Source organism: Paracoccus marinus (assembly GCF_007018965.1).
Classification (GTDB): Bacteria; Pseudomonadota; Alphaproteobacteria; order Rhodobacterales; family Rhodobacteraceae; genus Paracoccus; species Paracoccus marinus.
Window position 1 is genome coordinate 172,806 of the sequence record NZ_VJYZ01000023.1, and the last position, 15,122, is coordinate 187,927.

Consider the following 15,122-nt stretch of genomic DNA (forward strand, 5'->3'; position numbering starts at 1 on the left):
CTGCGACCCGCCCGCGTCAAGAATTGCCCGCCGTCAAAGGATTCCCATGCCCGAGCTGATTTTCCCCGGACCCGAGGGTCGCCTTGAAGGGCGCTACCATCCGCAGGCCAAGCCCGACGCCCCGCTTGCCATCGTGCTGCATCCGCATCCGCAATACGGCGGCACGATGAACAACCGCGTCGTCTACAACCTGCACTACGCGTTCCACCGGATGGGGTTTACCGTGATGCGGTTCAACTTCCGGGGCGTGGGCCGCAGCCAGGGAGAGTTCGACGACGGCATCGGCGAATTGTCGGACGCGGCGTCGGCGCTGGACTACCTGCAGGCGATGAATCCCAATTCCAAGCATTGCTGGGTCGCGGGCTTCAGTTTCGGGGCGTGGATCGGGATGCAGCTGCTGATGCGGCGGCCCGAGATCACCGGCTTCGTCAGCGTCTCGCCACCCGCGAACATGTACGACTTCAGCTTCCTCGCGCCGTGCCCGTCGTCGGGGCTCATCATCAATGGCACAGCCGACCGCGTCGCCCCGCCCAAGGACGTGAACGCGCTGGTCGGCAAGCTGCGCGAGCAGAAGGGGATCACCGTCACCCACGAGGAAATCGAGGGCGCGGACCACTTCTTCCGCGACGACGAGCTGCACATGAAGCCGATGATCGACAAGGTGCAGGGCTACGTCCGCCGCCGCCTGACGGAATCGACGCGCTGAACGAAAAACGGCGCGCCCGGTGGGACGCGCCGCGTGATCGCGGGCGTGATTGGCGACGCGGCCGCTTCCGGTCAGTTGGCGGCAAACGCCCCGGTCAGCGTCGTCGTGGCCTGCGTCATCGCCTCTTTCGCCTGCGGCACCACCGCGCCCATCCCGAAGAACTCGTGCGCGACGCCGTCATAGGTCTTTTGCGTCGTCTCGACGCCCTGATTCTGCAGCGCGCGGGCCAGATCCTCGCCCTCGGACAGCAGCGGGTCGATGCGGGCGTTGATGACGGTCGCGGGCGGCAGCCCGGCAAGATCGGTGCGGTCCACAAGGTTCAGGCGCGGATCGGCGGTTTCCGCCTTGTCCGCGAAAACGTGGCTCACGAACCATTCCATCGCCGGCTTCGACAGCGGCGCCGCGTCGGCGTAGGTCCGGTAGGACGGGGTCGTCATGTCGTTGCCCGCAACTGGATAGACCAGCAGCATGTGGGCGGGCTGGGTCAGCCCGCCGTCGCGGGCGCTGATCGCCACGTTCATCGCCAGGTTCGCGCCCGCGCTTTCGCCCGCGACCGCCAGCCGCTCGGCATCCGCGTTCAGCGTGCCCGAGTTTTCAACCAGCCACCTGTAGGCGGCGTTCGCGTCGTCGTGGGCGGCGGGAAACTTCGCCTCGGGCGCGTGGCGGTATTCGACCGAGGCCACGACCGCCTTCGCCCCGTCCGCAAGCGCGCGGGCCGAGGCGTCGTAGGTGTCGAGGTCCGCGATCACCCAGCCGCCGCCGTGGAAATAGACGATTAGCGGGAACGGCCCTTCGCCCGGGGGCGTGTAGATGCGGATCGGCTGCTGGCCGCCGCCCGCGTCGGTATAGCTGACCTCGCGCGTTTCGATCGCGGCGAGGGGCGCGGGCATCTCGATCCCCTTGTCCTTCATGACGGCCATGACGGCGTCGGCGGGGGTCGGCTCGTTGCGCTGTTCTTCGGGGGTCAGGGTGCCGATGGGGTCGGCGCCAAGCTCGGTCAGCTTGTCGAGGACGGATTTCATCTCGGCCCCGGGCTCGCCCTTTTCCAAGGCAACTGCGTCTGCGTCGATTGCCGGCGTGGTTGCCGGCTCGCTGGCGGGTGAGGCGGCGGGCGGGGTCGAGGTCATCGGCGCGTCCGTCGGCGCCGCCACCGGCGCGGTTGCCGAGGCGTCGGCGGGGGGTGCGGGCGGAGCCTCGGCCGGGGCGGTCGCGGGGGACGCGGCCGGGGCGGGTGATGCGGACGGCGCGGCCGCGGGTGCCGGAACCGGCGCAGGCGCGGGCGCCTGCTGCGCGACACCGGCGGATGTGGCGGCGCTCAGCGCCGTGGCGGTCAGAAGGGCAGCGAGAAGGGGGTTCTGCATGGCGTCCTCATGGATCCGGGTACGGACAGGAAGCCGCGAGCCGGCACGGAGGTTTCCCCGACCCGGACCGCCACAGCAAATGTTTACCGGATCAGCGCGTTACGCCCGACGGCGCAAGACGGCGAAAGCCGGTCGCGCAGCCCTCCGGCCGCCTCGCCGAACCGCCCCGCGGCTTTCCAATTCCCGCCGTTTCCGGTAAGCCCGCGCCCAAGCCTTCTCAGCCCAAGGGATCCTCATGACCAAGATCAAGGTAGCCAACCCCGTCGTCGAACTGGACGGCGACGAAATGACCCGGATCATCTGGGATTTCATCAAGCAGAAGCTGATCCTGCCCTACCTCGACGTGGACCTGAAATACTACGACCTCGGCATCGAGGAACGCGACCGGACCGAGGATCAGGTCACGATCGACGCGGCCAACGCGATCAAGGAACACGGTGTCGGCGTCAAATGCGCGACCATCACCCCCGACGAGGCGCGGGTCGCCGAGTTCGGCCTGAAGAAGATGTGGAAATCGCCGAACGGGACGATCCGCAACATCCTGGGCGGCGTGATCTTCCGTGAGCCGATTATCGCCAAGAACGTGCCGCGCCTCGTCCCCCACTGGACCCAGCCGATCATCGTCGGCCGCCACGCCTTTGGCGACCAGTACAAGGCCACCGACTTCCGCTTTCCGGGCAAGGGCACGCTGTCGATCAAGTTCGTGGGCGAGGACGGCGAGACGATCGAGCACGAGGTCTATCAGTCGCCGGGCGCGGGCGTCGCGATGGGGATGTACAACCTTGACGACGCCATCCGCGATTTCGCCCATGCCAGCCTGAACTACGGCCTGCAGCGCGGCTATCCGGTCTATCTGTCCACCAAGAACACGATCCTGAAAGCCTATGACGGGCGCTTCAAGGACATCTTCCAGGAGGTGTTCGACGCCGAGTTCGCGGACAAGTTCAAGGCCAAGGGCATCGGCTACGAACACCGGCTGATCGACGACATGGTCGCCAGCGCGCTGAAATGGTCGGGCGGCTACGTCTGGGCCTGCAAGAACTACGACGGCGACGTGGAATCCGACATCGTGGCGCAGGGGTTCGGCTCGCTCGGGCTGATGACATCGGTCCTGATGACGCCGGACGGGAAAACGGTCGAGGCCGAGGCCGCGCACGGCACCGTCACGCGCCACTTCCGCGAGCATCAGAAGGGCAAGGAAACCTCGACCAACTCGATCGCGTCGATCTATGCCTGGACCGGCGGGCTGAAGCACCGCGCCAAGCTCGACGGCAACGACCAGCTGATGCGCTTTGCCGAAACGCTCGAGCGGGTGACGGTGCAGACGGTCGAGGACGGGTTCATGACCAAGGACCTCGCGCTGCTGGTCGGGCCGGAACAGAAGTGGCTGACGACGATGGGCTACCTGGAAAAGGTGGACGACTACCTGAACAAGGCGCTCGCGGGCTGATCCCGCCAGCGTCCTCGACGCGAAAGGCCCCCGGAGCGGGGGCCTTTTTCGTTTTCGGCGGCGTTGGAGAAGGCCGTCGGACCAGCCCGATCAATCCTCGCCGGTCGGCTTGTCGCTTTTCGGATACCAGTCGAACACCACGACCTCGGTGTCGCTGCCGGCCGCTTCCAGCGCGGCGGCGAAGGTCGCGGGATCGGTGCCGCGGTGGTGATAGGGGACGGCGCGGCGCGGCTTCATCTCGGCCACGCCCGCAGCCGCCTGTTCGGCGGTCATGGTGAAGGGCAGGTTCATCGGCAGGAAAACCGTGTCGATGTCCTTTTGCGCCCGGAACTCGGGCGTATCCTCGGTGTCGCCCGCGACGTAGATGCGCCCTTCGTCCGGGGCGGTCAGCACGTAGCCGTTGTCGCGCCCCTTGGGGTGGTACTGCAGCCGGTCGGGGGTGACGTTGTAGGCGGGCACCGCCTCGATCTTCATGCCCGCGACCTCGCCCGTGTCGCCGTTGGCCATGACGGTCGCGCGGGCGCGCAGCGCCTCGGGCAGCTTTTCGGCGACCGCCGGGTTCACGATCAGCGCCGCGCCCTCGGGCAGCAGCGCCTGCAGCGTGTCGGGATCGAAGTGGTCCTTGTGCTCGTGCGTGACGAGGATCGCCGCGGCGGGGGAGAGGTCCGCGTACAGGTCCGCGCCGCCGACCGGGTCCACCAGGATCGCCTGCCCGCCCAGCGTCAGCATCATCGAGGCGTGTTCGACCGGCATGACAAAGGGCAGCCCCTCGGATTCCGCCTCGTCGGTCGTCTGCGCGCCGGCCCAGCGGGGCAGGATGAACGTCACCGCGAACGCAGCCGCCCCGACGGCCAGGGTCTGGCGGCGAGTGGGGGTCCAGGGGCGGGAAGGGGCGGGGGTCGGGGTCATCGTAGCCTCCATCGCGGAAAACGGGTGACGAACAGGGTTGAACGGCGGCTCGGGGCGCCGGGTTCCCCCTTTCGCAGATGGGGCATGCGGGTTATGTGCGGACGATCCGCCCCTGACCCCCGGCCCTGCCGGGCCCGTTCGTGTTGACCGACCGCCGCCGAAAGACACCAGCCCGAGGACACCGCCATGAAAGCCGCCGTCGTCACCTTTCCCGGTTCGAACTGCGACCGCGATCTTGCCGTCGCGCTGACGGCCGCGGGCGCCGAGGTCGCGCGGGTCTGGCACAAGGACGCCGAGCTTCCGCCGGGCACCGATCTGGTCGCGGTGCCGGGCGGCTTCTCGTTCGGGGACTACCTGCGCTGCGGCGCGATCGCGGCGCAGTCGCCGGTCGCCGCCGCAATCGTCCGCCATGCCGGGCGGGGCGGTTACGTGCTGGGTGTCTGCAACGGGTTCCAGGTGCTGACCGAATTGCGGCTGCTGCCGGGCGCGCTGATGCGCAACGGCGGGCTGAGCTATCTGTGCCGCGAGGTGGACCTGACGGTCGAGGATACGGCGAGCTCGTTCCTGTCGCGCTACGCCGCGGGCGAGCGGGTGCGCTTTCCCATCGCCCACCACGACGGCAACTACCAGATCGACCCGGACGGGCTTGCCCGCCTGAAGGGCGAGGGCCGCGTGGCGCTGCGCTATGCGCCGGGCTGCAACGGCTCGGTCGACGACATCGCGGGCGTCCTGTCCGAAAACCGGCGGGTGCTGGGGCTGATGCCGCACCCCGAACGCGCGGCCGATCCGGTCCACGGCGGCACCGACGGCGCCCGCGTGTTCCAAGGGCTGGTGGGCGCGCTGGCCGACGCGTGATCCGCAGCCGCCCTTTCCGCCAATCGTCTTGGCCTCCTTTCCAGAACGGCCGCCCTGCGGTTGTTGAGCGGCGCGCCGGCAAGGTTTATCAGTGCGTCCAGCAATGTGGCGGGGCCGATGCCTGATCGCACCGATCCAGAAGGCGAACCCGATCGTTCGGGCCGGCTGCGCGGGCGTCTCGTCCCGCGCGCGCTGGCGGCGCTGCTGATCGCGCTGGCGGCCGGCGCGATCTTCTACACCAACCAGTGGCTGACCGACCGCTTTTCGGAAAACACGCGGATGCGGGCCGAATTGCGGGCGGCGCTGTACACCGGCAACCTGCTGTCCGAATTGCAGCGGACGGCGGTGGTGCCGCTGCTGCTGGCGCGCGACCCCGACCTGATCGCGTCGCTGTCGGGGCAGGATTTCTCGACCACCTCGGCGCGGCTGATCTCGGCGCAAAAGGACATCGGGGCCGCGTCGATCCGGCTGCTGGACGGGTCGGGGCGCACGGTCGGGGCCACCAACCGCCAGCTGCTGGGCACGAACTACGTCCTGTCGCCTTTTTACGTCGAGGCGCTGCGGGCCAGCGACACGGTGTTCACCGTCTCGCCGTCGCCCACCGGCCGGCACGAGTTCAACTTTTCCCGCGCCGTGGTGTCCGAAGGACGGTCGCTGGGCGTGATCGTGGTCGAGGCGGACCTGTCGCGGCTGGAAAAATCCTGGGCCGGGATTTCCGACGCGGTGGCGGTCACGGACAGCAGCGGCCAGATCATCCTGACGACCGAGCCGCGCTGGCGCGGGCTTGGCATGGACGAGGCGCTGACCGTCCGCTCGGCCCCCAGCGCGATCTCGCGCGCGTTCCAGGTCACCGCCGACTGGGCCAGCCAGCCGGTCGATGCCTATGTGCGCGGCAAGGCGGTGATGCAGTCCGAAACCAAGATCCCGTTCCGCGGCTGGCGGATGACGCTGTTCAGCACCTACGATTCGATCCGCGAACGGGTGAACGCCTATCTCGCGCTGGAAATCATGGGGCTGGCGATGGCGCTGGCGATCGGGTTCTACATCCTGTCGCGCCGCGCCAGGTCGATGACCAACCGCTACATGCGCGAATCGGCCGACCTGCGGGCGTTGAACACCCGCCTGACCCGCGAGATCGCGGAACGCGAGCGGATGCAGCGCGAACTGCGGGTAGCCGAGCAGACGGTCCAGCAGTCGAGCAAGCTTGCCGCGCTGGGCGAGATGTCGGCCGGCATCAGCCACGAGCTGAACCAGCCGCTCGCCGCGATGAAGACCTATCTGGCCGGCGCGCGGCTGCTTCTGGAACGCAACCGCCCCGACGAGGCGCTGTCCAGCTTTCAGCGGGTGGACGATCTGCTGGAACGGATGGGCGCGATCACCCGGCAGCTCAAGTCCTATGCCCGCAAGGGCGGCGAGGCGTTCGAGCCGGTGGACCTGCGGATGGCGCTGTCGGGCGCCCTGACGCTCATGGAATCGCAGCTTCGCAACCGCCGGGTGCGGTTGCAGCGCAGCCAGCCGCGCGATCCGATCATGGTCTATTGCGACCGGCTTCGGCTGGAACAGGTCATCATCAACCTGATCCGCAACGCGATGGACGCGACCCGCGACCAGCGCGACCCCTCGATCGCGATCACGGTGGACAGCGCCTCTCACGCGCATTTGTCGATCCGCGACAACGGACCGGGTGTCGCGGACCTGGAAAAGCTGTTCGAACCCTTCTGGACCACAAAGGCGCCCGGCGAGGGCACCGGGTTGGGGCTTGCCATATCGTCCGGGATCGTGGCGGATTTCGGCGGAAGGCTGACCGCGCACAATCCCGAGGGCGGCGGGGCGGCGTTCGACCTTGAACTGCCGCTGCACCAGCCGCGGCTGGACAGCCGCCGGACGGCAGCGGAATGACGGCCCCGAAATGATGGGCGCGGAATGAACGTCGAAGGATCAGGCGCCGGGCCGGGCGCGCGATGACAGGCTTTGAAACACGCCGCGGCGACGGGGACGATCGCGTCATGCCGGCCGCGCGCAAAGGAAAGAGGTAAGCGATGACGCAAGGTCTGACCGTGGCAATCGTCGACGACGAGCCGGACATGCGCGATTCCATCAGCCAGTGGCTGGGCCTGTCGGGCTACCGGACCGAGGTGTTCGCCAGCGCCGAGGACGCGCTGAAGATCATCGGGCCCGACTGGCCCGGCGTGGTCGTGTCGGACATCCGCATGCCGGGGATGGACGGGATGGCGTTCCTCAAGCGGCTGATGGGATTGGACAGCGGGCTGCCGGTCATCATGATTACCGGCCACGGCGACGTGCCGATGGCGGTCGAGGCGATGCGGCTGGGCGCCATGGACTTCATGGAAAAGCCCTTCAACCCCGACCGCATGACCGAGCTGGTCAAGAAGGCCTCGCAGGCGCGGCGGATGACGCTGGACAACCGCGCGCTGCGCCGCGACCTGAGCGAGGGCCAGCAAGTGATGTCCAAGCTGGTGGGCGCCAGCCCCGCGATGGACCGCCTGCGCGAGGATATCCTGGACCTCGGCCAGGCCGACGGCCACGTGCTGATCGACGGCGAGACCGGGACCGGCAAGACGCTGGTCGCCCACGCGCTGCACGCCGTCGGCCCCCGCGCCACCAAGCGCTTCGTGCAGATCAGCTGCGCCGCCTACAACGACGAGGCGCTGGGTGCGCGCCTGTTCGGCCCCATGGAGGACGGCCTGCCCGCCGTCGAGGAGGCGCGGGGCGGGACGCTGTGCCTTGAAGATGTCGAGGCGCTGTCGGACCCGCTGCAGGCGCGCCTGCTGGCGTTCATCGCCGAGCAGGGGACGCCGGCCGAAACCCGGATCATCGCCATATCCAACGCGCGCGGCGAGGGGCGGCGGGCCGAGGACAGCCTGCGCCCGGACCTGTTCTATCGCCTGTCGGCGCTGCAGATCACCGTCCCCCCGCTGCGCCAGCGCGGCGAGGACATCCTGTCGCTGTTCACCCGCATGGCCGAGCAGTTCGCCGACGAATACGGCTGCGAGCCGCCGCAGGTGACCGCGCAGGAAGCCGCGCAGCTGTTGCAGGCGCCGTGGCCGGGCAACGTGCGCCAGCTCATCAACGTGGCCGAGCGCGCGGTTCTGCAGAACCGGCGCGGGACCGGGTCGATCACCTCGCTGCTGATGACCGAGGGGGACGAGGCGCGCGAGGCGACCACGACCGAGGGCAAGCCGCTCAAGGAATATGTCGAATCGTTCGAGAAGATGCTGATCGACAACACCATGCGGCGCCACAAGGGGTCGATCAGCGCGGTCATGGACGAGCTGTGCCTGCCGCGCCGGACGCTGAACGAGAAGATGGCGAAATACGGGCTGAGCCGCGGCGACTATCTGTCGGGGGGCTGAGCGTGGCCGGGACGCACGACTTTCACAGCCTGATCCGCTGGACCGGCGACCGCGGGCAGGGCACGTCGAGCTATCGCGGCTACGACCGCACCTGGGACATCGTGACGCCGGGCAAGCCCGTGATCCACTGTTCCAACGACCCGATGCTGGGCGGCGATCCCGCCCGCCCCAACCCCGAGGACCTGCTGCTGTCGGCGCTGTCGGCCTGCCACATGCTGTGGTTCCTGCACCTCGCCAGCGGCAAGGGCATCGTCGTGCGGTCCTACGAGGACGCGCCGCTTGGCGTGGGCGAGACCGCGCCGGACGGGGCCGGACGGTTTGTCCGCGCGGTGCTGCGGCCGCGGATCGGGCTCGATCCCGGCTCGGACCGGGCCACGGCCGACGCGCTTCACCACGAGGTCGGGCGCTTCTGCTTCATTGCCCGTTCGGTCGCGTTCCCGGTGGAACACGAACCTGAATATCACGTCGTTGCCGCGACGTGAGCGGCCGACCCGCCGCCTTTTCGGCAGTTTCGGATTGTCATTGAGCAACCCGAACCCCTATGTTGTCCCCATGCGCGCCGCATATCGGCAACCGTCGGTTGTATCGCGCAATCAGTTTCGCAGCTTGGCGGCCTGTCCCGGATCGTTCCCGGACGCCTGCCTTGCGGGAAAGCCGGCAGCCCGGCGCGTCGAACCCGACGCGGGCCGCCTGAACATTCGCCGTCCCCTCCGCCTGTCGCGGCGCGGGACTACTGGAAAAAGAGACGCGATGGATCGCGCGACTGACGTTGATGCAAGGGGGCGGCGGGACATGGTTCCGGCCGCCGCCTGCTTCACCGGCTCCGCAGCGCGGCCCGCGTCCGCATCAAGCCGCACCCCGTCCCTTTCCCCGCCGACAGGCGGGCCGGACCGGCTGCGCGAAAGAAAGTCTCATGGCAAACAAGATGCTGATCGACGCAACCCATGCGGAAGAAACCCGCGTGGTCGTCGTGGACGGAACCAAGGTCGAGGAGTTCGACTTTGAAACGCTGAACAAGCGCCAGCTTGCCGGCAACATCTACCTGGCGAAGGTGACGCGGGTCGAACCGTCGCTGCAGGCCGCCTTCATCGAATACGGCGGCAACCGCCACGGCTTCCTGGCCTTCGCGGAAATCCACCCCGACTATTACCAGATCCCTGCCGCCGACCGCCGCGCCCTGATCGAGGAAGAGCGCGAGGCGGCCGAGGCTGCCGAGGCCGAGGAGGACGCAAGGGAGCGCCGCCAGCGCAGCCGTTCGCGCGCATCCGAGGCGCGTTCGGGCGACGCGGTGACGACCGAGGATCAGCCGGCCGAGGATCAGCCGGAAGCGCCCGGCGATGACTCGGAAGGCCGCGCGGACGCGGATCGCGGCGATGAGGCGCCTGCTGACGACGCAGGCGAACACCGCGGCGATGACGCGCCCGGCGAAACCGGGCCCAGCGACGACGTGCAGAACGCCGATGCCGCGCAGGACCAGTCCGCGTCCGACCGCGACGAGACCATCGAGTCGATCGCCGACGAGGACGTGGCCGAGGAAATCCGCCCCGCCAAGAAGCCCCGCGCGCGCCGCTACAAGATCCAGGAAGTCATCAAGGTCCGGCAGATCATGCTGGTCCAGGTCGTCAAGGAAGAGCGCGGCAACAAGGGCGCGGCGCTGACTACCTATCTGTCGCTTGCGGGCCGCTACTGCGTCCTGATGCCGAACACCGCGCGGGGCGGCGGGATTTCCCGCAAGATCACCAACGCCGCCGACCGCAAGAAGCTGAAGGACATCGCGTCCGAGCTTGAGGTGCCGAAGGGCGCGGGTCTCATCATCCGCACCGCCGGCAGCCAGCGCACCCGGACCGAGATCAAGCGCGACTACGAATACCTGATGCGGCTGTGGGAACAGATCCGCGAGCTGACCTTCAAGTCCACCGCGCCCGCGCCGATCTACGAGGAAGGCGACCTCATCAAGCGGACCATCCGCGACCTTTACAGCAAGGACATCGACGAGGTTCTGGTCGAGGGCGAGCGCGGTTTCCGCACCGCCAAGGACTTCATGAAGATGATCATGCCGTCCCACGCCAAGAACGTGAAGCTGTACGACGACGCGATGCCGCTGTTCGCGCGCCACCAGGTCGAAGGCTACCTCGCGGGGATGTTCAACCCGGTCGTGCAGCTGAAATCGGGCGGCTACATCGTCATCGGCGTGACCGAGGCGCTGGTCGCGATCGACGTGAACTCGGGCCGGGCGACCAAGGAAGGGTCCATCGAGGACACCGCCTACAAGACGAACTGCGAGGCCGCGGACGAGATCGCGCGCCAGCTGCGCCTGCGCGACCTGGCCGGGCTGATCGTCATCGACTTCATCGACATGGACGAGCGCAAGAACAACGCGAGCGTCGAGAAGCGGTTCAAGGACCGGCTCAAGACCGACCGCGCCCGCATCCAGGTCGGCCGCATCTCGGGCTTCGGCCTGCTGGAGATGTCGCGCCAGCGGCTGCGCCCGGGGATGCTGGAATCGACCACCCAGCCCTGCGCGCATTGCCACGGCACCGGCCTGATCCGGTCCGACGACAGCATGGCGCTGACCATCCTGCGCGCGATCGAGGAAGAAGGCACCCGCAAGCGCACCCGCGAGGTGCTGGTGCGCGCGCCCGTCGCCGTCGCCAACTTCCTGATGAACCAGAAGCGCGAGCATGTCGGCATGATCGAGACCCGCTACGGCATGGCCGTGCGGGTCGAGGCGGACCCGGCGCTGATCTCGCCCGACTTCGCGATGGAGAAGTTCAAGACCGCGACCCGCAACGTGCCCGAAGCGCCGTCGAACGTCGTATCGGCAAGCGCCAGCCTGATGGCGCAGATCGACGACGAGGATCTGGACGCCGACATCGACGACGAGGACGAGGCCGAGGATGACGCGCCCGCGACCGAGGCGCGGAGCGACGACGACAGCCGGCGCGAAGGCCGCCGTGGCGAGCGCCGGGACGAACGCCGGGACGACCGACGGGACGAACGGCGCGAGGATCGGGCCGAGGGCGAGGGCGAAGGCGACGACGCCAACCGCTCCAAGCGCCGGCGGCGGCGTCGTCGGCGTGGTGGCCGCGGCGAGAATGGCGAGAACGGCGAGCATGGCGAGAACGGCGGGGCCAACGGTGCCGACGCCGGGCTGGACGAGGCGGTCGCCGACGGCTCGGCCGACGCCGCTTCCGACACCGACGAAGCTGCCCGCCCCGACATCGCCGGCGGCGACGGCGAGGAAACCGGCCGCCGCTCGCGCAGCCGCTCGCGTCGCGGCGGCCGGTCGCGCCGTGGTGCCGACGATGCGGGCGCAGACCGGCCGCTGACCGGCGAAGGTGCCGATAGCGGCGTCGACGCGGGCTTTGCTGCGGACTTCGGCGCGGGCTTCGACTCGGACGGGCAGGGCGGCGACGAGGCGGTCGCCGATGCGACGGACGAGGGGCTTGCCGCCCCCGTTCGCGGCGACGAGGCGGGCGCAGAGCTGGCGGGGGCCGATCCGGCCAACGACAGCGCCGTCGCGCAGGCGGTGGAAACCTATGTCGAGGAGAACCGGGCCGAACCGGGACCCGACGCAGCGCCGATGCCCCATATCGACGAGCCGGCCGAGGCCGAAGCGCCCGAACCCGAGGCGCTGACGATCCCCGGCGAAGCGCAGCCCGAACCCCAGTCGGAACCGCAACCCGAAGCGCAACCCGAGCCCCAGCCCGAGCCGCAGCCCGAACCCGCGCGCGAGCAGGCGGCCGAGGCGCCGGCCAAGCCGCGCCGCCGTGGCTGGTGGTCGTTCGGGTCGTGACCGGGCGCGTCAGCCGCTGACGCAGCCGTGACAGATGCAGGCGCGGGCCGGGGTTTCCCGGCCCGTTCCTTTGCGACATGGTGCGCGCATGTTTGGGACCGAGCTTGCAGACGCCGCCTTCCTGCCCGCCGCGATGATCGCCGCGACGGCCGGATTCCTGTCATTCCTGTCGCCGTGCGTGCTGCCGATCGTGCCGCCTTATCTGGCCTACATGACCGGGGTGAAGGTCAGCGGCCTCAGGGCCCGCGAACGCAGCGCCGTGCTGCCGGCGGTGTTCTTTGTCCTGGGCCTCAGCACCGTATTCCTGCTGTTGGGCTATGCCGCGTCGGCATTTGGCCGCGCCTTCCTCGCCTGGCAGCCGACGCTGGTGACCGTCTCGGGCGTGTTCATCATCATCCTTGGCCTGCACTTCCTTCACGTGTTCCGCATCCCGCTGCTCGACCGCGAGGCGCGGCTGGACACGGGCGACACGGGCGGATCGGCGCTTGGGGCCTATCTGCTGGGCCTCGCCTTCGCCTTTGGCTGGACGCCCTGCATCGGACCGCAGCTGTCGATGATCCTGACCCTCGCCGCGACAGACCCGCCGCGCGGCACCGGTCTGCTGGGCATCTATGCGCTGGGGCTCGGCATCCCGTTCCTGCTGTCGGCCATGTTCATCGAGCGGTCGATGGCGCTGATGAACCGGATCAAGCGGCACATGGGGCTGATCGAGCGCGTGTCGGGCGTCCTGCTGATCGCCGTGGGCGTGCTGCTGCTGACCGGCTGGCTCTCGATCATCAGCTACTGGCTGCTGGAAAACATCCCCGCGCTCGCCCGGATCGGCTGACCGCTTGCATCGCCGCCCCGGCCCGGCCAGCCTGCCGCGAATGACAGCGGGGGCCGCATGAACGCGCAGGATCTGAACGACTATCTGGCCGAGGTGTTCCCCGAGGCGACCGGCTACACCGTCGAGGCGGCGGGCGGCGACGACCTGCGCGCGCGCCTGAGCGTGGGCGACCGCCACCTGCGGCCAGGCGGCACCGTGTCCGGCCCGACGATGTTCGAGCTGGCGGACTTCGCCATGTACGCGGCCGTCCTGTCGCGGATCGGACGGGTGCCGCTGGCGGTGACCACCAGCGCCAACATCGACTTCATGCGAAAGCCCGCCGCCGGGCGCGACCTGCTGGCATCGGTGCGGATGCTGAAGCTTGGACGGGTGCTGGCGGTCGGGGACGTGATGATCCGCTCGGACGGGTCCGACGCCATCGTGGCGAGGGCGTCGCTGACCTACGCGATTCCCCCGGACGCGCGCGAAAACGGCGGCTTGGCTTAAGGTATCATCTTACCTGTTTCGCAAGCCGTTGTTTCCAAAGCTGATTTTGCCACCCGCGCCGCTTGACCTGCGCTGCGCGATCCCGGATACACCGCCGATCCGAATTACACATCCCCCGAAAGGGCGAAGCATGAAGACCTATACCGCGAAACCGGCGGACATCGACAAGAAGTGGATCCTGATCGACGCCGAGGGCGTCGTCCTGGGTCGCCTTGCCACGATCGTCGCGTCGCGCCTGCGTGGCAAGCACAAGCCGACCTTCACCCCGCACATGGACATGGGCGACAACGTCATCATCATCAACGCCGACAAGGTCCAGATGACTGGCGACAAGCGCGACGACAAGCGCTACTACTGGCACACCGGCCACCCGGGCGGGATCAAGTTCCGCACCGCGCGCCAGGTGCTCGAAGGCGCCCACCCCGAACGCGTCGTCATCAAGGCGGTCGAGCGCATGATCTCGCGCAACAAGCTGGGCAAGCAGCAGATGTCGAACCTGCGCGTCTATGCCGGCGAGCAGCACCCGCACGAGGCGCAGCAGCCCGAAGTGCTGGACGTCAAAGCGTTGAACCCCAAGAACACCCGGAGCGCCTGACCATGGCCGACGACATCAAATCCCTCGACCAGCTCAAGGACGCCGTGACCGCCAGCGCGGGCGGGGTCCAAGGGTCCACCTCGGACGAACAGCGCAGCTTCCAGCCGCTTGCCGCCCCGCGTGAGGCGCAGCGCGACGAGCTTGGCCGGTCCTACGCGACCGGCAAGCGCAAGGACGCGGTCGCCCGCGTCTGGGTCAAGCCCGGCTCGGGCAAGGTCACCGTGAACGGCAAGGACATGAAGGACTACTTCGCGCGTCCGGTGCTGCAGATGATCCTGCGCCAGCCGTTCGACGTGGCGGGCGTCGCCGACCAGTTCGACGTGAACGCGACCGTCGCCGGCGGCGGCCTGTCGGGCCAAGCCGGTGCGGTAAAGCACGGCATCTCGAAGGCGCTGCAGCTTTACGAACCCGGCCTGCGCGGCGCGCTCAAGGCGGCGGGCTTCCTGACCCGCGACAGCCGCGTCGTCGAACGGAAGAAATACGGCAAGGCAAAGGCCCGCCGGTCGTTCCAGTTCTCCAAACGCTGATCCTTTGGCCGATCTGTCGGCATCGAGTGTTGGAAGGGCGCGGCATCTGCCGCGCCCTTCGTCGATTCCGGGGCGGGATTCGCGGGATCGACCGAGTCGGGCAGGGGCCAAGCCCCGCTTCCGTCATTTTCCTTTCGTGATTCCGTGTCAGATTCGTGCTGCGTGCGGGATTGCTGTGCCTAGCTGCGGTCTGGCCTGTTCTTCGGCCCTATGAATTTCGCTGTGATTTCAGCGGGT

The 15,122-nt window shown here is 68.6% G+C and carries 13 protein-coding genes; 11 read left to right on the forward strand and 2 right to left on the reverse strand.

Annotated elements, in window-relative coordinates; all coding sequences use genetic code 11:
* Positions 1–46: 46 nt before the first annotated feature.
* Positions 47–706, forward strand: coding sequence for an alpha/beta hydrolase (locus FNF32_RS11420; RefSeq protein WP_131674676.1), 660 nt, complete (start codon positions 47–49; stop codon positions 704–706).
* A gap of 71 nt (positions 707–777) precedes the next feature.
* Here FNF32_RS11420 and FNF32_RS11425 read toward each other — a convergent pair whose 3' ends face one another.
* Positions 778–2,067, reverse strand: a complete 1,290-nt coding sequence (locus FNF32_RS11425; protein WP_246087799.1) for an alpha/beta hydrolase — start codon at positions 2,065–2,067, stop codon at positions 778–780.
* Positions 2,068–2,302: 235 nt separating this feature from the next.
* Here FNF32_RS11425 and FNF32_RS11430 point away from each other — a divergent pair, with 235 nt between their 5' ends.
* Positions 2,303–3,517, forward strand: coding sequence for an NADP-dependent isocitrate dehydrogenase (locus FNF32_RS11430; RefSeq protein ID WP_131674675.1), 1,215 nt, complete (start codon positions 2,303–2,305; stop codon positions 3,515–3,517).
* A gap of 90 nt (positions 3,518–3,607) precedes the next feature.
* Here the strand turns inward: FNF32_RS11430 and FNF32_RS11435 are convergent, their stop codons facing one another.
* The gene (locus FNF32_RS11435; RefSeq protein ID WP_131674674.1) at positions 3,608–4,426 is read right to left on the reverse strand and encodes an MBL fold metallo-hydrolase; all 819 of its coding nucleotides are present in this window, start codon (positions 4,424–4,426) and stop codon (positions 3,608–3,610) included.
* Positions 4,427–4,612: 186 nt separating this feature from the next.
* Between FNF32_RS11435 and purQ the strand changes: the two genes are divergently transcribed.
* From purQ to rpsI, 9 genes are all read left to right on the forward strand, one after another.
* Positions 4,613–5,281, forward strand: coding sequence for a phosphoribosylformylglycinamidine synthase subunit PurQ (purQ, locus tag FNF32_RS11440; protein WP_131674673.1), 669 nt, complete (start codon positions 4,613–4,615; stop codon positions 5,279–5,281).
* Between the two features lie 117 nt (positions 5,282–5,398).
* Positions 5,399–7,180, forward strand: a complete 1,782-nt coding sequence (locus FNF32_RS11445; RefSeq protein WP_131674672.1) for a sensor histidine kinase — start codon at positions 5,399–5,401, stop codon at positions 7,178–7,180.
* A 140-nt stretch (positions 7,181–7,320) separates the two neighbouring features.
* A complete protein-coding gene (locus FNF32_RS11450; RefSeq protein ID WP_131674671.1) occupies positions 7,321–8,655 on the forward strand; it encodes a sigma-54-dependent transcriptional regulator in 1,335 nt (444 codons plus the stop codon).
* A gap of 2 nt (positions 8,656–8,657) precedes the next feature.
* The gene (locus FNF32_RS11455) at positions 8,658–9,137 is read left to right on the forward strand and encodes an OsmC family protein (protein WP_131674670.1); all 480 of its coding nucleotides are present in this window, start codon (positions 8,658–8,660) and stop codon (positions 9,135–9,137) included.
* A gap of 431 nt (positions 9,138–9,568) precedes the next feature.
* Positions 9,569–12,451: an Rne/Rng family ribonuclease gene (locus FNF32_RS11460; RefSeq protein WP_131674669.1), complete on the forward strand. Its 2,883-nt coding sequence runs from the start codon at positions 9,569–9,571 to the stop codon at positions 12,449–12,451.
* Positions 12,452–12,539: 88 nt separating this feature from the next.
* Entirely contained in the window at positions 12,540–13,277 is a 738-nt protein-coding gene (locus FNF32_RS11465) for a cytochrome c biogenesis CcdA family protein (protein ID WP_131674668.1), read from the forward strand.
* A 57-nt stretch (positions 13,278–13,334) separates the two neighbouring features.
* Positions 13,335–13,763, forward strand: a complete 429-nt coding sequence (locus FNF32_RS11470; protein ID WP_131674667.1) for a PaaI family thioesterase — start codon at positions 13,335–13,337, stop codon at positions 13,761–13,763.
* A gap of 130 nt (positions 13,764–13,893) precedes the next feature.
* Positions 13,894–14,358 carry a 50S ribosomal protein L13 gene (rplM, locus tag FNF32_RS11475; protein ID WP_131674666.1) on the forward strand — a complete coding sequence of 155 codons (465 nt, stop codon included), beginning with the start codon at positions 13,894–13,896 and terminating at the stop codon, positions 14,356–14,358.
* Positions 14,359–14,360: 2 nt separating this feature from the next.
* Positions 14,361–14,885, forward strand: coding sequence for a 30S ribosomal protein S9 (rpsI, locus tag FNF32_RS11480; protein WP_131674665.1), 525 nt, complete (start codon positions 14,361–14,363; stop codon positions 14,883–14,885).
* Positions 14,886–15,122 lie beyond the last annotated feature (237 nt).